Here is a 20,031-nt window from a genome sequence, read left to right as displayed (position 1 = left end):
GACCCGCATTGACGCAAACCAGGAGCACACCATGAGCCACACTACTGAACTGGTCGAACGTCCCACCCATCAGGACGCCAACGTCGCCGCACAAGGCGCAACGGCGCCGCAACCGCGCCGCACGACAGTGGCGCCCACCGTGGACATCTTCGAGGACCGCAACGGCGTTACACTGCTGGTTGACCTGCCCGGCGTGCCACGCGACAAGTTGCACGTGAGCGTGCAGGACAGCACGCTGTCGATCGAGGCCGAGGCCGTCGTGCCGACGCCCGCCGGCTTGCGGGTCCAGCACGCCGAATTGCGCGATCCGCATTTCGCCCGCACGTTTGCGCTAGGCGCGGATCTGGATGCGTCACGCATCGATGCGCAATTGCGCGACGGCGTGCTGAAGCTGACCATTCCACGCCGCGACGAGGCTAAGCCTCGCCGGATCGACGTCAGCATCGGCTGAACGCCATCAGGAGTCGAGCGGACCGGTGGCCGCTCGACGGCTCGCGCTCCGACGCGATTGCGCGTCGGAGCGCTGGGCGGCCGCTGTCATTGGCCTGTCATCTCGCCGCTTTATCTTGCGATCCCAGGCGACAGGATCGCAGCTTCATGGACGATTGGGAACGAAGATGCTGAGCCCACACGGATTCGCTACGTTGATGCTGATTCGCAGCGCACCGGAGCAGATCGACATGAACCGTGCTGCCGAGCTAGACACGCTGCTCGAGCGGCAACTCGTCGAGTTGGAAGAGCCCGCCGAAGGACATCGCCGTCCGATGCTCACGCCGACCGGCCAGTCGCTGCTCGCCGCAGCGAGCCGGCTGGAGACCATCCGCACGCCGCCACCACTACACGCCGGCGTGGGAGACGCGCTCTAGCAAAGCAGGCGCGGGCGCACAGTGCGCCGCGCCGGCGATGCATGCGCCACGCGTCGCCGCTTGGCCCACTCCACTTGTTGTAAGCCCGCCTCCCAGCAGGAAATCGTCGCCTGGCTGACACCAAACAGCTCGGCGGCATGCGCCTACTTGACGCAATGCAGCGCCCGCCAACGCATGAACTGGTTGCCCAATTGGGCGCTTGATGGCATATCCGACAAAGTCTCGTGCATGACCGATCTGAATGGCGACTCGCCAGGGCATGCATTCAACTCAGCGCGTCGACCACGATACGCGTGGCTTGCTCGATCGCCTCGTCGCACGCCGGCGCATCCCGCCGTGGCTGTGTGAAATAGACGGACAGCACAATCGGCGCTCGTCCGGGCGGCCAAAGGACCCCGATGTCGTTGGTGGTTCCGTGCTCCCCGGTACCCGTCTTGTCGGCAACGCGCCACTGCGCAGGCACACCGGCACGGATTCGCTTGTCGCCCGTGCGATTGTCCAGCATCCATTGCTGCAATCGCTGTCGCTGCCACGGACGCAATCCATCGCCCAGCATCACTGCGCGCAACGTGTTCGCCATCGCCGCTGGCGTCGATGTGTCGCGCACGTCCCCGGGTATCGCCGTGTTCAACTCCGGCTCCCAGCGATCCAGCCGAAAGGTGGCATCGCCCATCGAGCGGGCGAATGCCGTCACCGCATCCGGTCCGCCAAGCACCTTCATCAACTGATTCGCTGCCGTATTATCACTGTACTGCAGCGTTGCCGCGCACATTTCATCAATGCGCATTCCGTCGCCGGCATGTTGCCCGCTGATCGGCGAATAGCTGACCACCTCAGCCAAGCCATATCGGACGCGCTGCGACAACCAGTCGGGCGTATCCCCGCTGCGGGCCAGTACGGCTGCCGCAAGCACCGCCTTGAACGTACTACAGAACGGGAAACGCTCCGCTGCACGGTGCACGAGTTGCGCGCCGCTACCCGTGTCGATCGCGCAAACGCCGAGGCGCCCGCGCATGCGCGCTTCCAGTGCCGCAAGCGCCTCGAGTGGCAACGCAGCCGGCCCTTGCAATGTGGCCGGCCCTAGCAACGCGGATGACCCTGGCGCCGAGGCGCTCGGTTCCTGCGCCGCACACGCTGCCAGCGTTGGCATCCACGGGAGCATTGCACAGGCGCGCAGCAGCGCGCGACGGGAGCGACAATAATCCATTAGCTTTCCTTTTGTTAGTCGAAGCAGAAAATGTTGTTGCCCAACAGTATTGCCCAATAGAGAGAATTATCAGTCCTTTTCCTTGTGGGTGATAGGCAATGATAATTGCAAGGACACTAAAAAAATTAACGCCTGGCAGTGGACGCAGACCCCCTATTTTTCCGAAGCTACGCTCATTTCATCATCCTTTATGGTGGTTTGAAAGAACCGGGCCATATCTAGCGTCTGGCCCGCGCGTGGCGGCCGGCTCCTGGGCGTATTCGTACGCGACCGTTCCCTTGGGGTGCCGGTACCAGCCCGGATCCCGGTAGTCGTCGCGGCCCAGGCCCAATCCCCTGGGCGCGATGCATCGAACTCGATCGCCCGCATCTGGCCGACACTGACATCCACGGTCACTTCCGGCCATCGCGCTGCCGGCGCGATCCAGCCCCCATCGGTTCCCGTCACCTCGAATGCGTACCCGTGCAGATGGATAGGATGATTGGTCATCGTCAGATTGCCGAAGCGAATCCGCACACGCTCGCCGCGGCGCACCGGCAGCGGGTCGATCCCGGGAAACACCCGTGCATTCCAACTCCAGACGTTGAAATCCGTCATTTCGTTCACCCTCGGCGTGAAGCTGCCGGGATCGATGTCATACGCGGACATCAAGAATGCAAAATCTCGGTCAACTGGCATCACGCCGTGCGCTTTCGGATGGACAATGAACAGGCCCATCATGCCCATCGCCATCTGCACCATTTCGTCGGCATGTGGGTGATACATAAAGGTGCCGTGCCGCTCGAGCTGGAACTCGTAGACAAACGTCTTGCCGGGCGGGATATGCGGCTGCGTCAGTCCGCCCACGCCATCCATCCCGCATGGCAGCGGCATCCCATGCCAATGCACGGTGGTGTGCTCGGGCAAGCGGTTCGTCACGAAGATGCGCACCTTGTCGCCTTCGACCGCTTCGATCGTCGGGCCCGGCGCCTGCCCGTTATAGCCCCACAGGTTCGCTTGCATCCCCGGTGCGATCTCGCGCACCACCGGCTCGGCCACCAGATGGAACTCCTTCCAACCATGGCGCATGCGCCACGGCAGCGACCAACCGTTGAGCGTGACGACCGGATTGTACGGCCGGCCCTCTCGCGGAGCCAACGGCGGCTGGGTGGCGGCACTGGCGCTGGACGGTGCCTCCGGCAACGCCGCCGCACCGGCCTTGCTGACTAGGGCCGCGCCCAGCAATGCGGCGCCGGAGCCGTTCAAAAATTGTCGGCGTGTGACCATCTCAGTGCTCCTCCTGCTGCTCGTGGGCAGCGGCCGGCCTGCGTGTCGTCGGTTGGCTTGCCACAGGAACGCTTACCGCCGCCGCCACAGCCCCAGTGTGCTGCGCCACCGTCGGCAAACGGCCGCCGAGCGCACGCTCCAGATCCGTTTTGAACGGCTCGGCGCGGCCGATTCGCCACGGCCCGGCGCAAGCACGCGATTCAACCGAATCCACTCGACGGCGTCACTATTGTCGTATCGGCGATATTCGACAAAGGCCGGTGGCACGGTGACAACCGGAACCGACGCACTGGCGTCGGCCGGCCCCGGGAAAGCGGACTCGGCGTGGACGAACTGCGGCACATGAGTCGCGGCGCACGCGAGCGCTGTAAACAGCTTGCGCATGATGATCTCGAACAAGGTCCAAGGGCCGGCGTGACGGCCGGCCGACAGGTCACCGCTTCGCCTGCACCGGCGAGCGGACGATGAACTCAGACGAGATGCGCGCTTGGAGGCCGATCAATACCGCCAGTCAGGAAGCGGATTGCGCCAACGGACGGCTGAGGCAGCAAATGGAGGTGGACGAATGCATGGATGTCGGCAATCGCGCCGACACACGGCAACGGCGCGCTGACGCAGCAGTTTGCGCCACCACTGCACTGGCCCGCGCCATGATGCGATGCGTGGTCACAATGACCTCGATGGTCGGTATGCGTGCCATCGGACGCGGCCACGCATGAAGCGTCCGGCGATATCGCCCGGGCGGCCAACACCTCATGCGAATCGGTACTGCGCACGGCGCTCTTGACATGAGCGGACTGCGCATGCGCGACAGGCGGCGTGAACTGCGATAGATCACAATTCACGGATGCCACCGCGAGCCGGATCGGCAAACCCAGCACCAGCAGCAAGACGATAGAAGCTCTGCGACAAACGGACATGCGCGGCAGTTTAGCATAAACTGATGGCTGCTAAGCGGTCATCACAGCGCTGCGGCCTTGCGCCTTCGCCACATACACAGTGCTGCATCGGCGCGTGCCATCAGTATGCTCAAATGGATTCGCAACGATGGGTCAGCCATCGTCGAGCAGTACTTGCCAAGCGGCGCCAACGTTGAGGTGGACGAGTCGCTCGTCGGCCGCCGTCACGACGTCGATATGAACGTTTTTTAATGTTTGATGCCGTCCGGGCGTTGCTGTGGCAGCATGGCATGGGCCCTTTCGAATCGGACCGGGAAGCCGGCCGCATCATGGCCCTGCCGGACGCTTGGAACTCGCCGCGCCTCGATCAGCCGATGCGCCGTATTCGGGGCAGCCGTGGGCGACGGTGTTCAGCCGCGCATATCAATCCACTGCTGGGCCCAGCGATTCGAATAGCGAACCGCCTCTTGTTCAGAACTAAAATAATCGAGCGAATAAAAAGAATATAACGTCGCTGCGCTCGCCACTGCAGTCAACGGCGACGACGACAACGGCGAATTTTCCCGTTCCAGCGTCACGTTAGAAGAAAAACAGCCATCGGGCAACCGATGCGCGGAAGGCTGCACCGCATAACCGCGGTACATTTGAATAGTTTGATTGTGCATTGTCTTTATCTTTATGATGTGACACAGCCGGCCAGTGGCCACGAACGGGCGACACCCAGGGTGGATGGGCGCATTCAGATGGGAGCGCGAAGCGCTGGATCGACGGCCGAGCGGTCGGAAGACGGCACGGCGCGGGAGACTGGCGGGCAATACTACTGCCCCACGGACGCGAGGCAGTCTGTCGTCCGGACACATCCGGACGTATAGCGCTTACAACGGCTTGATGTTGGCAGCCTGCAGGCCCTTCGGGCCACGCTTGACTTGATAGCTGACGCGCTGATTCTCCACCAGCGTCTTGAATCCCTCTCCGGTGACTTCGGAGAAATGCGCAAACAGGTCTTCACCCCCCGCGTCCGGCGTGATGAAACCAAAACCCTTGCTGTCGTTGAACCACTTAACAATACCGGTATCCATAGAAGAATCCCTCAAAAGAAAATAAATGTTTCCCGCTTAGTGCGGCAGTACGGAAGCGATCAAGAGGGAGAGGACAACGAGCGTACCGCGTGGGTCGCGGACAGATGATGAACAGCAATCGGACATCTTGAAAACTTCAGTCAGCAAAGATACGCGAGATGATGCATACAGTCAAACGTTTTCGCGCATGGCCATGCTTAAGCAATAAAAATCCTGATAGTGGATGATTCTGATAGTGGACACAGTACGCGCCCGGCGGCCAACAAACTGACACGTTCCGCGTGGCCAGTGCTTATGCCGTTACATCCTCACTGCGCTGCCGCGCGAGCGCCGCGCTGTCTGCCATACCGGCCTGACGGTCTCAGTCGCGGACATCCTGTCACGAGAGCGGCTCGGACGCGGCGGCCCTTCCAGTGTCGCGCCACTACGAAACCTCGTATATACCGGTTCACGACACTTCTGGAATACTCATTAGATGTGTTTCCGGCGCCACACATTCCGACTTCGATGGCGCCAGCCGGACATGCCCGGTGACGACACCAAGCCTCGCGCGGCGCTGCAACGAGGATGTGCCGCCGGGCGCACTGGCATGACGGACCGCAGGCCGGCATCTGCAGACTTCGCCGTGTTGGTTCACTATACGGCCGCAGCGTGTTGCCCGCCACGCGAAGTTGATACGTACGCGCTCAAGCTGCGCCGGCCGTGCGGCGTGCACCGGCGGCTGCCCCGAGCCATCGCTTGAGCGGATCTGCGCAGCCAGCCACGAGCAGCAACGAGGCGATCGCCACTGCATCGGCGACGAGCCCGAGCGGCACATCGAGCCACCCGTCGGTCCACCAGTAGAGTACCGAATCAACACTGAGCGAAATTACCGTACCCGCCACAAAGCACAATAGGCCCTTGCGCCCTACAACGCCGATCCACGGCACCCATCCGGCCAGCCGACGCATCCAGCCATATTGCACCAGGTTCGTCACCAGCCAGGCGAGTGCGACGAAATTGACCACGCGGGGCCATTGCAAATCGCGCTTCATCACACTGTACGACGCGCCATCGACGGACAATTTACAATACGCGCAGACGAGCACTGTAAGCAGCGCGACGACGCTGACAACCCAGCCTGCGCGCAAACGACGCAGGCCAACGTAGATTGGCTGGCAGCGTGCCAGCGCGCCGAGTGTGAACATCGCTTGCCAGGCGAACGGATTGAAGTCCCACCGGTTCTCCTGGGCGGCCGGCAGCAGCCAGTACGCGTCACCGGCCAGGCACCACAGCGCGAGCGAGCACGCCGCCAGCAACCAGGGCCGGCTGCGCGCGAGCGGGATGATCACCGGTACCGCCAGCGCAAAGAACGCATACATCGGCAACACGGACGCCAAATAGGGCTGCCGTCGAAACAACAAGATGTCGCGCAGCACCACCACAGGCGACGCAATCAACCCGTCCAGGTCAGACGACGCCATATTCGGCGCCTCGATGCTGAACGCGCGCAAAATCGCGCTGACGAGCAACATCAAGCCGGCGGTGACGAGGAAAGCACGGTAAATTTCCCATGCACGGCGGATGAAACGCCGACGCGCAGCGGCCTCATCGCAACGCGCGGCGAGCGTGGTCCACCCGATGGCAGTGGCGTAGCCGCCCAGAAACACAAATACTTCGGCCGCATCGCACAGCGCGTAGGTGTGCAGCGTCACACGTGACAACATGCTGCCGCCGATGTGATCGACGACGATGATCAGTAATACGAGGCCACGAAAAAAGTCGAGCTCGGCCAAGCGAGCAGTCGATGGCTGCATCAAATACGAAGGGGATGGATGAAAAGGCAAGGCAGGCCGGGAGCCCACCGTGCACCGCCCGTCATTAAGACAAAGCGCTGCGCGATCGGTACAGCCCTATATTATGCCATTGAACCCCGCGTCTTCACTTGTCAATGCCTTTCACACGTCACGCGCGAGCGGCGGCATGTCGGCGTCCGTTGCGTCGGCCTCGCGCGTTTCGGGCATCGCCAGCCAGACTAGCAGCACGGCCAGTGTGCCGGCTGCCGCCAAGCCGATGAAGCTCACGCCGTTACCGAAATGGTCCGCGACCAGTCCGGCAAGCGCGGTGCTCAGCGTCGCGCCGATGCCGGCAGCCAGGCCGAATACGCCGATGCACAGGTTGTAGCGGCCCTTGCCGCCGGCCACATCGGCCGCGATCAACGGCAGCATCACGCCGAATACCGCGGCGCTCAGCCCGTCGAAGACTTGCACCGGCACCAGCAGGCTCGGCGTGGTGATGCCAGCGAACAGTAGCGCCCGCACCGGTAGCGCGGCAAAGCCCAGCAACAGGATTGGCCGGCGCCCCCATCGCTGCGCCGAGCGCCCGACCCACGGCGAGAGCAGTGCCACGATGATCTGCGGCACGATGATGCACGCGGCAATCACCAGTTGCACGTTGTCGCCCATATGCGCGGTGACTTCGCCGGCCGCCAGATTCAACATGGCCGCATTGGACAAGTGAAACAACACGATGCACGCGGCGAATGTCAGCATGCGCCGATCCCGCAACAGTTCGCCGATGCTCTCGCGCGGCGGCGCCGTCGCCGTCTCCGCCGGCAGGGGCCGCCGTCGCAGGTCGCGCGCGGCGCGCGCCGGACCCAGATGAGACGGATCGATCATGTATAACGCGACAATGGCTGGCAGCGTCAATGCAGCCGTCAACCAAAACACCGAGCGCACTGACACATATTCGCCGAACAATCCCATCAACCCGGCCGCCACCGCGCTGCCGATCGAGGCAAACCGCGCGTTACGGCCCAGCCGGTCGCCTAACGCGTGGCGGCCGACCAGCGCGAGCGACAACGCCGCGAGGGCCGGCGTCAACATGCAACTGGCAAAGCCGTGGAACACCTCCGCAGCGAGCACGGGAATCGTCGTCGGGCTGCCGGCCAGCAGCAGCGCGCAGATCGCGATCGCAACGATCGCCGCCATCGCCGCGGCACGCTTGTTCTGCGTCGCGTCGATCAACGCACCGGCCGGCACCTGGCTGACCATTGCCGTGATCGTGCCCACCGACAGCGCGATGCCGATTTCTCCCTGGGTCCATTTGTGCGTGGCCAGGTACGCGGCGATGAACGGTCCGAACCCCGTCTGAACGTTCGCAAGGAAGAAGTTCAGGCCATCTAGCGCACGCAGGCTCCGTGCATCCGGTATGACAGTCTTGCTCATCGGGAGGCCCGCCCTGCCGGGGCCACCGGCTGTTGTGCCGTGGCCGGCGTGCCGCGCGCGGCGGTGGGTGCGGGCGATACCGCACGGATCGGCTGATTGGCCGCATACAACGGCGAAGCATCCAGCTGCGGGTCCGACAGGTCCAACAGCAACTGGATGGCCTTGTCCCGGGTCACGAAGCGCAGCGCTGACCAATCGGCAGCGATCCGCCGCCGGTCCGGGCTAATCAAGTTACCCAACTCGAGCACCGCGGCCTGTGGCCGCAGCCCCGCATCGACCAGCACGTCAACGACGCGCCCCACCTTCGAGCCGTTGGTGCGCTGCACGGCAGCGTCCATCAACGGCACAGTGCCCGATGGCGCGCTGCCGACTTGCGCCGGCTTGGCCGGATCGATCGGCGGCGTGCGCGATGGCACCAGCTCCAACGCCCCAGCCGCACGCGGCCCCACCGGCTTGATCCGCAGCGCGCCAAGCGGGAAATCGACCTTGCGATCCCCGACCCCCATGAACCCCGTCAGGTTGACGACGATCTCGCGCGGCGCCCCGCTGGCATCGACCACCAAGTCCACGGCATGGCCGATGGCCTTGCCATCCGGCCGTTGCACCTCGGTATCAAGCAGGCCCTTGACCTGGCCCGGATACAGCAGCCGCGAGGCGATCAGCGGCGCCGGCGCTGGCTGCGCTGGTGGCGGCGAAGGCGCAGCCACCGTGGTGCGTTGTGGCGGCCGGTGCGGCTTTTTCGGCGCCGCGCGATCACTATCGGCCTTCGCCTCATGCAGCTCGGGCTCGGATTGTGCCGGCGGCGCGAGCGGTTCCGGCGGCGCCGCTTCAGGCATGGGCACCGCCTGCACCGTGCCTTCGACGATCGGTGCCGGGCTTTGCTGATCGAACGTGCTGCAAGCGGTAAGCGCCGTCAGCATGATCAACAGGCACAGACAACGTAGAATCGGAATGGGATGATTCGGGCGGCAAGCGCGTCGGGGAAAACCGCTCATCAGGGACGGGACAGATTGGCTCGCAGATGGCCGAAGTGTAACACCAGGGGCGCCCCGGCTCTTTGTGACGCACGAGGTGTTGGCCGGCGCGGCGTCCACACCGGACCGGATGTCCACGCCGCGAGGCAAGATTCGCGGGAATAGCCCTTGCGCCCCACTATTAACTTGCGCCCCGTTACCACCTTCTTCGCTCTAATAACCGAGGCTTTGGCCAGTCGGGTTCAGGGCGGGAGCCCGAATGGCATGCGGGGCCGTTCACGCTGGCGCCGTGCGCAGCTGGCTTGCGCCCGGTGCACCACGCTCTTACGCTTTGTGTTCGTTCACTCACGGAATCCGACGCTTATGCGAATCGAGTCATCATTTCTGTTCGACCTGGACGGCACGCTGGTCGACAGCGTCTATCACCATGTACTGGCGTGGAAGGAGGCACTGGACAGCGAAGGGATTGAGCTGTCGGTATGGCGCATTCACCGCCGCATCGGCATGAGCGGTGGCCTGTTCATGAATCAACTGTTGCGCGAGACGGGGGGCGACTTTAGCGCCGAGCGCGTCGAGCGGCTGCGGCAACGCCATGCACATGCGTACCAGCGCCGCCATGCACAGGTGCGCCCGCTGCCCGGCGCACGCGAACTGCTAGAGCAGTTGTCGCGCAGTGGCATGCGCTGGGCGATCGCGACCAGCGGCCGGATGGAGACGGCGGCGCAGAATTTAGCCGCATTGGGCATCGATCCGTCGCGCGTGCCGGTTGTGACGCGCGACGACGTGCGCTATGCCAAGCCGGATCCTGACTTGTTCATTGCCGCGGCTGAACGGCTGGGCGTGCCTATCGAGACGTCGATCGTAGTCGGCGACAGTATTTGGGACATGCTCGCCGCGCAGCGCTGCCGCGCGCTCGGTGTCGGCCTGCTGTCGGGCGGCTATGGTCAGGACGAACTGGAGCGCGCCGGCGCGCTGCGCGTGTACGAGGACCCAGCGAATTTGCTCCGGCACCTGGATGAGGTGGCCGCACGACGGTGAGGACGACCGCGCCCCCCAATGTCGAGCCCCGATAGCCGTTCTCTTTCCATCGGCTTCCCCGCAGCATCGGCCTCCCCCGCAGAATACGGACTGATTCCGCTCGTAAAAAACCTACGCGCACGAGGTTCTGTTAATGTGCAGTGGCCCGCGCCGAGTTGCAACTCGCACCTTGCGCGTTCAGCCCAGATGAGTCTGCTTGGGGACATGGGCAGGGCTGTCCATGGCCGCCAAGCCGCGCATGATGCCGCAATCCTGGACGGACCTTGCGCCACGACACCGCTCGCGGAGCGCGCTCAATTGTGCGCGCAACTGCTGCAGTTCGTCGATTCGCATGTTGACGTGCCGCAAATGTTCATCGACCAACGCATCGATCGCGCCACAATCGCGCGCCGGGGCATCCGCGGCCTGCAACAACACGCGAATCTCGTCATGCGTCATGTCCAGTGCCCGACAGTTGCGCACGAAGCGCAACCGGTCCAAATGCGCTTCACCATAGGCGCGGTAATTGGCGCCTGTGCGCGCTGCCATCGGCAGCAACCCTTCTTTCTCGTAGAAACGGACCGTTTCAGGCGTGCATCCGGCCCGCTTTGCCAATTCGCCAATTTTCATCGTTGTCCCGTATTGGCCAGCTTGACCTTGAAGTGGCTTTAAGGTGTGTACTACAGCATAAATCACCTGAGGAAACTAGCATGGCCGACCGCTATTCCGCTAGAGGCACACAAGCGACGTCAGTCGATATCGAACATGAGCGCTGTTCGCAAGCGCCGTGCCACGCCCATGCCGCCACCCGGGAGCACGACACATGCTGTGCCAGCCCGCACGGTGGCAACCTACCGCACGCCGATAGTCGCCATACCGATGCCCTTGCGCAGGCAGCGTGCAGCCCAGGCGCAGAGTCGTCTTCGGCGGCGCGCGCGCGCAACGGCGGCGAGATGGCTGCTACCGACACGGTACGTACGCGGATCCATATCCGACAAATGGACTGCCCGACCGAGGAAACATTAATCCGCTCGAAGCTGCACAAGATCGTTCCCGCCGAACGACTCGAGTTCAACCTGTTGCAACGGGTATTGACCGTCGAGCACCCGAGCGACGCGCTGGACGACATCGTCGCCGCGCTCGCCTCACTCGGCTTCACCCCCGAGGTACAACCTCACGACGACACGCGCACCGTGCCACCACCGGCGCCAACGCATACGGCACGGCACTGGCCGCTCGTGGCGGCCGGCACCGCCGCGCTGGCGGCCGAAACGGTAACCTGGCTCGGTGCGCCCGGCTGGATCACGGCGGCACTCGCAGCACTCGCCGTGCTCGGCGCCGGCCTACGCACATACCACAAGGGCTGGATCGCGATCCGCCACGGCAATTTGAACATCAACGCGTTGATGAGCGTCGCGGTGACCGGCGCCTTCGCGCTGGGCCAATGGCCGGAAGCCGCCATGGTGATGGTGCTGTTTGCGATCGCCGAACGCATCGAGGCTGGCTCGCTGGAGCGCGCGCGGCGCGCGATCGAGCGTCTGGTTGCGCTCGCACCCGATAAGGCGACTGTGCAGCAAGCCGACGGCAGTTGGCGCGTCGTGGACGCGCGCACCGTGCCAACCGGTGCACGGGTGCGCGTGAAGCCAGGCGAGCGGATCGCGCTGGATGGCTGTATCGTGTTCGGCCGCTCAGCGGTGGATCAAGCCTCGATCACCGGCGAGAGCCTGCCGGTGGACAAGCAGGTCGGTGACATGGTATATGCCGGAACCCTCAATGCATCGGGTTCTTTTGACTATCGCGTCACCTCCCCCGCCACGCAGAGCACGCTGGCCCGCATTGTGCAAGCGGTCGAGCAAGCGCAGGCATCCAAGGCGCCGATCCAGCGTTTCGTCGACCGCTTTGCGCGCGTGTACACGCCAATCGTGCTGGCGTTGGCGCTGCTGGTCGCGGCCGTGCCGCCGCTACTTGGCCAAGCCGCGTGGACGGCGTCGGTCTATAAGGCACTGGTGCTATTGGTGATCGCCTGCCCATGCGCGCTGGTCATCTCCACCCCTGTCACGATTGTCAGCGCGCTGGCGGTGGCCGCCCGCCACGGCATCCTGGTCAAAGGCGGCCGCTACCTAGAGCAAGGGCACCGCCTGGCATGGCTCGCACTGGACAAGACCGGCACTCTGACCGTGGGGCGTCCGCAGCAAACCGATTTTGAGCTTTGTGCGGCAGTCGATGCCGCGCGCTGTCGTCAGTTGGCGACGAGCCTTGCCGCCCGCTCGGACCATCCTATCTCCGCCGCGATCGTTGCCGCCGGTGCCGCCGGCTCGCAACACTTGGTCGTCGACGACTTCGGCGCACTACCCGGGCGCGGCGTGCACGGCACTATCGACGGCATGCGCTATTGGCTCGGCAACCGCCGCCTGGCTGAAACGCTCGGATGCTGCGATGCGAAGCTCGACGCGAAGCTAGACAGCCTAGAGCGGCAAGGTAAGACGATTGTGATGCTAATGGACGAACACCGCGTTCTCGCCTTGTTCGCGCTCGCCGACACCTTGAAGCCCACTAGTCGTGAGGCCGTGGCGCAGTTGCATCAGCTCGGCGTGCGCACGCTCATCCTGAGTGGCGATAATCTGCATACCGTACAGACCATCGCGGCCCAGGCCGGCATCGACGAGGTTCGCGGCAACCAGTTGCCAGACGACAAGCGCCGCGCGATCGAGTCACTGGCCGGAGCCCACCATGCGGTGGGCATGGTGGGCGATGGCATCAACGATGCGCCTGCGCTCGCACGCGCCGATATCGGCTTTGCCATGGGCGCATTGGGCGCTGGCGCCGCGATCGAGACCGCCGACGTTGCCCTGATGGACGATGACCTGCGCAAGATTGCCGTATTCGTCCGGCTATCGAAGGCCACGCGTCGCATCCTGACGCAGAACATCGTCGTCGCGCTGGGGCTCAAGGGCGCATTTCTGGCGCTCACGCTGGCCGGCTACGGTACGATGTGGATGGCCGTGTTCGCCGATGTCGGTGCAAGTTTATTGGTCGTGGGCAACGGGCTCAGGCTGTTGCGTCGCTAGGCGCACCGCAATGCAACTTCATTGACGCGGGGCTGCGACACAATCCCGCTGCCGCCCTCGCGTTGCTCGACCGGATGCGTGGTGCAGCCCACCACGATGAACTTGGGGTGCATGGACACATGACGTGCTACAAACCCGGACAATTCATGGGCTCACGACACCACCTCCTTGTCTAGCATTTCCGTTGCTGGTAAACTTCCCTGTTCCCGGAGAGATGGATGAGTGGTTTAAGTCGCACGCCTGGAAAGCGTGTATAGGTTAATAGCCTATCGGGGGTTCGAATCCCCCTCTCTCCGCCACCGACACATAATTGATTGATCTAAAGGGCGTTTTCAATCAAATCTCGCCATGGTGCCCCTCATCTGGGACATCCGCGCCATGAGCATTCCTGCCACGTCGCAAGATTACGGTACGGCGTCTACGACTTCCCCATGCATTACACCGAGCACGATCGCCGCAAGAAGCGGCGCGTGTTCTTGAACACCGAGGATCCAGTGGTTGCCCGTGCCGCACGGATTGAGTCATAACCCGCCCAATTGGGAAATTCAATGCCATCATGGACTGCTCAGTTCGCGGCCATGCGCAGGATGGGCTTTAGGGTGATCCCCTTGATACTGTCCTCAGCGGCCTGATTGATCTGTTCCAGAGGATAGCACTTGACCAGGCGGTCGAATGGGAACCGGCCCTGCTGATAGAGCTTGACCAGCTGCGGGATGAACACCTGAGGTACGCTGTCGCCCTCGACGATGCCACGGATGCTGCGCCCGCCCAGCAGCAAGTTGTTGACGTCGAAGCTGGCCCGGGTGCCAAGCTTTGGCGCGCCGACAATACCGATGGTACCCAAGCCACCCAACGCCTCGATGCCGGCTTCGAGCACTTCCGGCGTTCCAGTGGATTCAAGTGCGAAATCGGCACCGCTGCCGGTTATCTCGCGTACTGCCTCAACGATATTGGCCTCTCGGCTATTCACCGTGTGCGTGGCCCCCAGTTCCCTCGCCAATTCCAGCCGCGAAGGCACGACATCAATGGCAACGATGGTGGTCACACCTGCCACACGCGCAGCCATCACCGCGCTCAATCCCACCGCACCGGCACCATACGCGGCAAAGCTGCTGCCCGGGCGCACCTTCATCGAATTGATCACCGCGCCTGCGCCGGTCTGGATGCCGCATCCCAGGGGACCGAGCAATTCCAGCGGCGCATCGGTAGGCACCTTGATGGCGTTATGCTCGCGAGCGAGTGCGTAGGTGGCAAAAGAGGACTGGGCGAAGAAATGATCGTGTAGCGTTTCGCCCTCGGGTGTCTGCAGCGCGGTATGGCCGTGGGCATCGCTACCACCGAAGTTAAGCGGATAGAAATCCTTGCAGTAGGCTTCATGGCCGCTGGCGCACGGGTTGCAATGACCGCAGGCGCCGTAGGTCAGCACCACATGGTCACCGGCCTTCAAGTTTTTGACGTTCGGACCGACCTGCTCAACGACCCCCGCGCCTTCATGGCCGAGTACCGCTGGCAGCGGCACAGGATAGTACTGGTCACGCATGATTAGGTCAGTGTGGCACAGGCCGGTGGCGACCACGCGCACCAGCACTTCGTCTCCCTGTGGTCCCCGAATACGCGCCGGTTCGATGGTGAAAGGCTGTTGTGGAGCGCGTACCACCGCCACCGTGATATCGTGCAATTCTGTCGACGCATTCATGGTCTAGTCCTCTTCAGAGTGGGTAGGCAGGTGCCTGTCCCTTGACGATCAGCCACTGCCATTGCAGGGAACGCTTCCCATTCGGCGCCGCTCGCCGGCGCCACCCCAGCCGCGGTGGCACCGCCTGCTCGCCACTGGCCGTCGAACAGATGTCCAATTCCATATCTTCGAAGGAAGCAATGCTTGCTGTTGGTTCATAGATATCGCCTCGACGTGCACGGCTGCGGCAGCGTGTTATTTACATTGGGCGGACTAGGCCACCGTCTACCAGTTGAGTTGTGATTGCTCCATCTCTTCGCCGTCCCCGGCGCCGAACAACCGCCGTGGTTAGCGCACAGCAATGTGTGCAGGCCTTCGGGAGTTGCAGGCATGACAACTTGCATGGCAAGCATATCGCATACGAAAAGTGGCATACAATTCTAATCAGATCTAATCAATGTCTGAGTAGAAACCGATGTGGATGTTTGTGAAGGGTCCCATACAGCCGTGGCGCCGATGACGGCGCCGCACAGCGAGCCCCTGCTTTACGATAAAGACAATGCACGCGCTTTTTCGAGACGATGTACGCGCTCCTCCGAAAAAATTTACTAGACGCCGGCTGGCCCGGTTACTAAAAAACAGTCACAGGACGTCAAAATTTGGCCAACTCGGTCCAAGAGGCACAAAAACTCATGTGTTGACGAAAATCCGATTGCAAGTTCGACTTGTGCGGCTTTGTCCCGGATCGTCATGAATGTCCGCTCCGGAGAAAGCTGCTTGTCCCTTCGAGTCGATGACGAAAGGTCGGTACGGCAAGCGGGAAAGCAAATCGCGGATACGAAACGATCGTCCCGGTTCAGTCATGAACGGTCGTTCGCAACGCAATTAGCGGGCGGCGTCTTACGCACCCAAATGGAACCGCTGGTTGTCGCATACTGTTTTTCCCCTTCTTTGCGAATTAAGCGCAGACGTCTAACGTACGCTTTGCGTGCCGCTGCCAAGCGATCAGCGATAGCCGCGCTCGTCCACTGGCTTGAATCAAACACGAGTTGGTTGCTCAAGTTCCAAATAGAAAAACGCCATGATTCTGGTCCTCGTTGAGCACGACCGACTGCAGGATAAGCGTGCATAATCGGTTTGCTTATGCACTCCGATTCTCAATCAAAATGGTTTCAATGATTGCACGACCTCAACGGGTCGCCTGAATAACGATCTTCCCGCGGACATGACGCGCCATGCTTCTTGCCATCGCTTCGCTGGCACGGGCAAGCGGATACACGTAGTCCATATCAATGATTAGTCATACTGATTCATAAAGCAACGCGGTCGCAGACAACCGAGCGCCGTCGGACCGCGTGGCGAAATGCGTGCCGATGGCGCCGACGCCTTGGCCGCGCTTTGTATCCGGCTTCTAGTTGACCGGGTTGACCGAAGTGCCGGCCATGTCGATCAGTACCTCTGTTGCCGGCACGCGGCTTTCAATGCTCTATAGTAAGAACAATTCTGGACCGCCGTAGGCGGCAACACGAATAGCTTTCACGAGCTTCTCCAAAGGTGATAAATACGGTGTTCAGTCAAGGCCGACAATGGCAGCATCGAGCGCCTTCGCCGCCTGTATCGGGTCAAAATATTCGCGCAGATGTGCGATCTTGCCTGCCCACGCATCCAAAAATACCACGTACTCCTGCCGGTACATTCGGCCGGTCGGTTTGATCAAGCCCTCGGCGCATACCTGCGCAACTGCCTGCTGGGGGTTCGCCCCAGCGACGATACGCAGATCAAAGAAACGGAAATCAGCGACCGCGCCAACGAACCAAGAGACGTGGCTAAAAACCTCTTCCCGGCCATTAAGCCGGGTCGGATGTCCGATACCAGCTGCGTAGGGCAATTCCCACACTATGTCGTCGGCAATCAGCTTCTGCCACGCAGCATTGTCGTCAACGAGCAGATGGAAGTGCTGCTGTAGCAATTCTGAAGCGGTGCTCATGGTATTTCCTCAGTCAAAAATTGATTAAATCTCGAAGCTGCCAAGGGTCATCCCCCCGTCCACTGCGAGCATGTGGCGGACCTTTGCGTCGAATTCCGTAGCCTTGACTTCTCCTTGTCCCGGCACGTCCGGGTAGCGAATGGTTAGTGATACGTATTGGGAAAGCGCAACCCGCGGATTGGGCTAATAACGGGGCCCATGCGTGCCGCTGGCTTATCCGAACAGCTTCGCAGCGGTCCTGGCGACCAGTTCGCCCTGATGGCGGGCGCCTGCGAGATCGATTTCCGTGGGTTGACGCGACCCATCACCGGCGGCGATGGTCGTGGCGCCGTATGGTGCACCGCCGACAATCTCAGCGACACTCATTTGCCCTTGATGGCTGTACGGAAGGCCCACGATTGTCATGCCAAAGTGAAGCAGATTGGTAATGATTGAAAATAACGTCGTTTCCTGGCCGCCGTGTTGCGTGGCCGATGAGGTGAACGCGCCGCCCACCTTCCCGTTCAGCGCTCCGCGAGCCCATAGCCCACCGGCCTGATCAAGAAACGCAGCCATTTGTGACGAGATACGGCCAAAGCGCGTGCCGGTGCCAACAATGATCGCGTCGTAGTGCTCCAGTTCAGCAACGCTGGCGACCGGCGCGACCTGAGCCAATTTAAAGTGAGCGTTCACCGCTACTTGGGAGGGAACCGTCTCCGGCACCCTGCGAATATCCACTTGAGCACCTGCGTTACGTGCGCCTTGCGCGACAGCCTCGGCCATCGCTTCGATGTGGCCATACGAAGAGTAATAGAGAACCAGGACCTTAGCCATTGCAACTCCTTGAGTAATAAAGCGTGCCATGTGGGCGCCGCATGGGTTGAAACTGTGAGAGGGCCCGCGAAACGCCGGGCGGCGTTCTGACTTGCATTACTGCGCCAACGCGATGGCGACGTCGGACGCCTTCTCGCGGTTGTCAAAACTATACGCGCCGGCTCCGAACGCACGCCCCTGAAAAAATTCTGCGGACATTGCGACGTTCTTGAGGAAATGGAACATCGGGTTCTGATCACTCAGCGCATGGTGGAAGATCAATGCAGTAACGATCGAGTACACGGCCCGCAACGCCGCGATGAACCGCCTGTGGTAACCGACGGTTAGTAGCACGCTCGCCGCGAGTTCGAGAGTCATCGAACCGATGTAACCGAGTATCGGGGTGGGTAAGCCGCCGGTTGTGCCTGCGTAACGCAGGTCACCGTTAAGCAAGACGGTGATCGTCGCGATGCCCGAGTGAGAGTGCACCCGAAACGATGTGTAGCCGAAAGGCGTGATGTCGAAGTCATCGAGAAAGACGAACGATTTGATCAGCTCACCGATGCCCGCGGGGCTCACCCGCCGCGTAAGTGGCCCGTGCGGTTGGCCATGGGTGCGCAACGCAATCGTTCGAGTTGCCCGTTGCCGGACGCTGTCTGGGGCGTGCTCCATGGACATCTCTTTCGGTAATGGCATGGGAAAAGGTTAAATTCTTGACAGCTTTCGCGGAAGCCTATATTTCTCGATAAAAACCATCTAAGGAATCGATATATGCTGGACGGCGTATCCCTGGATCAGTTGCGCACTTTCATTGCGGCAGCAGACGAAGGCAGCTTCTCCGCCGCCGGCCGAAGGCTGCGCCGCGCGCAATCCGTCGTGAGCCAGACACTCGCCAACCTCGAAGACCAGATCGATGTGCAGTTGTTCGACCGGAGCAGCCGCTATCCGCGCTTGACTGAGCAAGGCACTGCGCTGCTTGTGCAGGCACACCTCGTTGTCAGCGCAGCGGACGATTTCAAGTCGAAGGCGCGAGCCATTGCGCAGGGACTTGAGCCCGAGCTGTCGGTCGTAGTGGACGTCATGTATCCGATGGCCTCGCTGACGGCCGCCGTTGGCGAGTTCCGCGATGCGTTTCCCCACACACCATTGCGGCTCTACGTGGAGGCGCTGGGCGCGGTGATGCGGCCGGTGCTCGATCGCGAGTGTCGGCTCGGTATCAGCGGTTCGATGCCGGCCGTGCCCAAAATGGTGGATGCTGAAAAACTGCTTGATGTCCCAATGGTCACTGTCGCGGCTCCAGCACATCCGTTGGCGTCGATCAAGCGGGTGATTCGACTGCGCGAGCTTGAAGAACACGTGCAGCTTGTGTTGACTGATCGTACGACATTGACCGAGGGCAAGACGTTTGGCGTACTGTCGCCGCTGACCTGGCGACTCGCCGATCTTGGTGCCAAGCACGCGTTTCTGCGCGCGGGCTTCGGATGGGGGCACATGCCGGTGCCCATGGTGCATGACGATATCGTTTCCGGCGAGTTGGTACCGCTGCGAATCGAGCATTTTCAGCCACACACCCCGCCGATCGCGATGTTTGCAATCTACCGCAAGGACACGCCGCCGGGTTTCGCAGGCCGCTGGTTTCTTGATCGGCTCAAGCATTCTTCCAGCGTCGCGTAACATCTTTCAGCGTCGCGTGGCGCTAGTGGTTCGGCTCATCCGCCAAATAACGCCGCCGCATCATGCGTTCGTGCAAGTCGAACATCTCGTCCTCCGCGACGAGCCTGCCGTCGCCTTGATGTCGGATTAGGCGGCGTTCCGACCGGATCCAGTCGATCGCGGCTTGCTGCATGGCAAGGACAAACAAATGATGGCGGCTAGCCATCGACTAATCGGCAACCACACACTTGAGTTTTGCGATGCATTGCTACTAAGGCAGCGTCCGTCACCGGGCGCTGCCAAGCCGCGCTACGACATAAGTTATACGAAATGACATTCAAG

General features: G+C 62.0%; 19 protein-coding genes, 1 tRNA gene and 1 pseudogene. 6 read left to right on the top strand and 15 right to left on the bottom strand.

Features of this window, described 5'->3' with window-relative positions; translation table 11 throughout:
• Positions 1–31: 31 nt before the first annotated feature.
• Together KPG66_RS06945 and KPG66_RS06940 are read left to right on the top strand one after the other, a co-directional pair.
• Complete coding sequence (locus KPG66_RS06945) at positions 32–451, top strand: Hsp20/alpha crystallin family protein (RefSeq protein WP_237070366.1); 420 nt, start codon at positions 32–34, stop codon at positions 449–451.
• A 166-nt stretch (positions 452–617) separates the two neighbouring features.
• On the top strand, positions 618–866 hold the full coding sequence (locus KPG66_RS06940; protein WP_237070365.1) for a hypothetical protein: 249 nt from the start codon (positions 618–620) through the stop codon (positions 864–866).
• A 265-nt stretch (positions 867–1,131) separates the two neighbouring features.
• Here the strand turns inward: KPG66_RS06940 and bla are convergent, their stop codons facing one another.
• From bla to KPG66_RS06890, 9 genes and pseudogenes are all read right to left on the bottom strand, one after another.
• A complete protein-coding gene (bla, locus tag KPG66_RS06930) occupies positions 1,132–2,073 on the bottom strand; it encodes a class A beta-lactamase (RefSeq protein WP_237070364.1) in 942 nt (313 codons plus the stop codon).
• A gap of 181 nt (positions 2,074–2,254) precedes the next feature.
• A pseudogene (locus KPG66_RS06925) lies at positions 2,255–3,339 on the bottom strand (multicopper oxidase domain-containing protein).
• A 72-nt stretch (positions 3,340–3,411) separates the two neighbouring features.
• Positions 3,412–3,723: a hypothetical protein gene (locus KPG66_RS06920; RefSeq protein ID WP_237070363.1), complete on the bottom strand. Its 312-nt coding sequence runs from the start codon at positions 3,721–3,723 to the stop codon at positions 3,412–3,414.
• Between the two features lie 86 nt (positions 3,724–3,809).
• Positions 3,810–4,259, bottom strand: a complete 450-nt coding sequence (locus KPG66_RS06915; protein WP_237070362.1) for a hypothetical protein — start codon at positions 4,257–4,259, stop codon at positions 3,810–3,812.
• Positions 4,260–4,648: 389 nt separating this feature from the next.
• On the bottom strand, positions 4,649–4,903 hold the full coding sequence (locus KPG66_RS06910) for a hypothetical protein (protein WP_041753510.1): 255 nt from the start codon (positions 4,901–4,903) through the stop codon (positions 4,649–4,651).
• A 210-nt stretch (positions 4,904–5,113) separates the two neighbouring features.
• Positions 5,114–5,317, bottom strand: a complete 204-nt coding sequence (locus KPG66_RS06905) for a cold-shock protein (protein ID WP_041753508.1) — start codon at positions 5,315–5,317, stop codon at positions 5,114–5,116.
• A gap of 686 nt (positions 5,318–6,003) precedes the next feature.
• Complete coding sequence (locus tag KPG66_RS06900) at positions 6,004–7,113, bottom strand: OpgC domain-containing protein (protein ID WP_237070361.1); 1,110 nt, start codon at positions 7,111–7,113, stop codon at positions 6,004–6,006.
• Positions 7,114–7,254: 141 nt separating this feature from the next.
• Positions 7,255–8,523: an MFS transporter gene (locus KPG66_RS06895; protein WP_013435303.1), complete on the bottom strand. Its 1,269-nt coding sequence runs from the start codon at positions 8,521–8,523 to the stop codon at positions 7,255–7,257.
• On the bottom strand, positions 8,520–9,518 hold the full coding sequence (locus tag KPG66_RS06890) for a PRC-barrel domain containing protein (protein WP_237070360.1): 999 nt from the start codon (positions 9,516–9,518) through the stop codon (positions 8,520–8,522). Before KPG66_RS06890 ends, KPG66_RS06895 begins: the two co-directional genes overlap by 4 nt.
• Before the next feature lie 342 nt (positions 9,519–9,860).
• On the opposite strand from KPG66_RS06890, the gene KPG66_RS06885 reads away from it, so the two are divergent.
• Entirely contained in the window at positions 9,861–10,535 is a 675-nt protein-coding gene (locus KPG66_RS06885) for an HAD family hydrolase (protein WP_041753505.1), read from the top strand.
• Positions 10,536–10,712: 177 nt separating this feature from the next.
• Here KPG66_RS06885 and cadR read toward each other — a convergent pair whose 3' ends face one another.
• On the bottom strand, positions 10,713–11,144 hold the full coding sequence (gene cadR / locus KPG66_RS06880) for a Cd(II)/Pb(II)-responsive transcriptional regulator (RefSeq protein WP_237070359.1): 432 nt from the start codon (positions 11,142–11,144) through the stop codon (positions 10,713–10,715).
• A gap of 80 nt (positions 11,145–11,224) precedes the next feature.
• Here cadR and KPG66_RS06875 point away from each other — a divergent pair, with 80 nt between their 5' ends.
• Entirely contained in the window at positions 11,225–13,582 is a 2,358-nt protein-coding gene (locus KPG66_RS06875) for a heavy metal translocating P-type ATPase (RefSeq protein WP_442929419.1), read from the top strand.
• Positions 13,583–13,790: 208 nt separating this feature from the next.
• Positions 13,791–13,881: transfer RNA gene (locus KPG66_RS06870), tRNA-Ser, on the top strand.
• 266 nt (positions 13,882–14,147) lie between these two features.
• Here KPG66_RS06870 and KPG66_RS06865 read toward each other — a convergent pair.
• From KPG66_RS06865 to KPG66_RS06850, 4 genes are all read right to left on the bottom strand, one after another.
• On the bottom strand, positions 14,148–15,170 hold the full coding sequence (locus KPG66_RS06865) for an NAD(P)-dependent alcohol dehydrogenase (RefSeq protein ID WP_336886348.1): 1,023 nt from the start codon (positions 15,168–15,170) through the stop codon (positions 14,148–14,150).
• A 1,657-nt stretch (positions 15,171–16,827) separates the two neighbouring features.
• The gene (locus KPG66_RS06860) at positions 16,828–17,244 is read right to left on the bottom strand and encodes a nuclear transport factor 2 family protein (protein ID WP_237070356.1); all 417 of its coding nucleotides are present in this window, start codon (positions 17,242–17,244) and stop codon (positions 16,828–16,830) included.
• A gap of 213 nt (positions 17,245–17,457) precedes the next feature.
• Entirely contained in the window at positions 17,458–18,057 is a 600-nt protein-coding gene (wrbA, locus tag KPG66_RS06855) for an NAD(P)H:quinone oxidoreductase (protein WP_041753503.1), read from the bottom strand.
• Between the two features lie 96 nt (positions 18,058–18,153).
• Positions 18,154–18,708 (bottom strand): DoxX family membrane protein, encoded by a 555-nt coding sequence (locus KPG66_RS06850; protein WP_049786378.1) that lies wholly within the window; start codon positions 18,706–18,708, stop codon positions 18,154–18,156.
• 99 nt (positions 18,709–18,807) lie between these two features.
• On the opposite strand from KPG66_RS06850, the gene KPG66_RS06845 reads away from it, so the two are divergent.
• Positions 18,808–19,710: a LysR family transcriptional regulator gene (locus KPG66_RS06845; protein WP_013435290.1), complete on the top strand. Its 903-nt coding sequence runs from the start codon at positions 18,808–18,810 to the stop codon at positions 19,708–19,710.
• Positions 19,711–19,732: 22 nt separating this feature from the next.
• Here KPG66_RS06845 and KPG66_RS06840 read toward each other — a convergent pair whose 3' ends face one another.
• Positions 19,733–19,882, bottom strand: coding sequence for a hypothetical protein (locus KPG66_RS06840; RefSeq protein WP_232509275.1), 150 nt, complete (start codon positions 19,880–19,882; stop codon positions 19,733–19,735).
• Between the last annotated feature and the right edge of the window lie 149 nt (positions 19,883–20,031).

This window comes from Mycetohabitans sp. B2, from assembly GCF_021733735.1.
GTDB classification, from domain to species: Bacteria; Pseudomonadota; Gammaproteobacteria; order Burkholderiales; family Burkholderiaceae; genus Mycetohabitans; species Mycetohabitans rhizoxinica.
Note: the sequence above shows the minus strand (reverse complement) of the source record. Positions and strands in the feature narration are given on the sequence as shown.

Bases quoted from the DNA above. Each gene is read 5' to 3' on its own strand.
- KPG66_RS06945 (WP_237070366.1), top strand. From the start codon at position 32: ATGAGCCACACTACTGAACTGGTCGAACGTCCCACCCATCAGGACGCC.
- KPG66_RS06940 (WP_237070365.1), top strand. From the start codon at position 618: ATGCTGAGCCCACACGGATTCGCTACGTTGATGCTGATTCGCAGCGCA.
- bla (WP_237070364.1), bottom strand. From the start codon at position 2,073: ATGGATTATTGTCGCTCCCGTCGCGCGCTGCTGCGCGCCTGTGCAATG.
- KPG66_RS06920 (WP_237070363.1), bottom strand. From the start codon at position 3,723: ATGCGCAAGCTGTTTACAGCGCTCGCGTGCGCCGCGACTCATGTGCCG.
- KPG66_RS06915 (WP_237070362.1), bottom strand. From the start codon at position 4,259: ATGTCCGTTTGTCGCAGAGCTTCTATCGTCTTGCTGCTGGTGCTGGGT.
- KPG66_RS06910 (WP_041753510.1), bottom strand. From the start codon at position 4,903: ATGCACAATCAAACTATTCAAATGTACCGCGGTTATGCGGTGCAGCCT.
- KPG66_RS06905 (WP_041753508.1), bottom strand. From the start codon at position 5,317: ATGGATACCGGTATTGTTAAGTGGTTCAACGACAGCAAGGGTTTTGGT.
- KPG66_RS06900 (WP_237070361.1), bottom strand. From the start codon at position 7,113: ATGCAGCCATCGACTGCTCGCTTGGCCGAGCTCGACTTTTTTCGTGGC.
- KPG66_RS06895 (WP_013435303.1), bottom strand. From the start codon at position 8,523: ATGAGCAAGACTGTCATACCGGATGCACGGAGCCTGCGTGCGCTAGAT.
- KPG66_RS06890 (WP_237070360.1), bottom strand. From the start codon at position 9,518: ATGAGCGGTTTTCCCCGACGCGCTTGCCGCCCGAATCATCCCATTCCG.
- KPG66_RS06885 (WP_041753505.1), top strand. From the start codon at position 9,861: ATGCGAATCGAGTCATCATTTCTGTTCGACCTGGACGGCACGCTGGTC.
- cadR (WP_237070359.1), bottom strand. From the start codon at position 11,144: ATGAAAATTGGCGAATTGGCAAAGCGGGCCGGATGCACGCCTGAAACG.
- KPG66_RS06875 (WP_442929419.1), top strand. From the start codon at position 11,225: ATGGCCGACCGCTATTCCGCTAGAGGCACACAAGCGACGTCAGTCGAT.
- KPG66_RS06860 (WP_237070356.1), bottom strand. From the start codon at position 17,244: ATGAGCACCGCTTCAGAATTGCTACAGCAGCACTTCCATCTGCTCGTT.
- wrbA (WP_041753503.1), bottom strand. From the start codon at position 18,057: ATGGCTAAGGTCCTGGTTCTCTATTACTCTTCGTATGGCCACATCGAA.
- KPG66_RS06850 (WP_049786378.1), bottom strand. From the start codon at position 18,708: ATGGAGCACGCCCCAGACAGCGTCCGGCAACGGGCAACTCGAACGATT.
- KPG66_RS06845 (WP_013435290.1), top strand. From the start codon at position 18,808: ATGCTGGACGGCGTATCCCTGGATCAGTTGCGCACTTTCATTGCGGCA.
- KPG66_RS06840 (WP_232509275.1), bottom strand. From the start codon at position 19,882: ATGCAGCAAGCCGCGATCGACTGGATCCGGTCGGAACGCCGCCTAATC.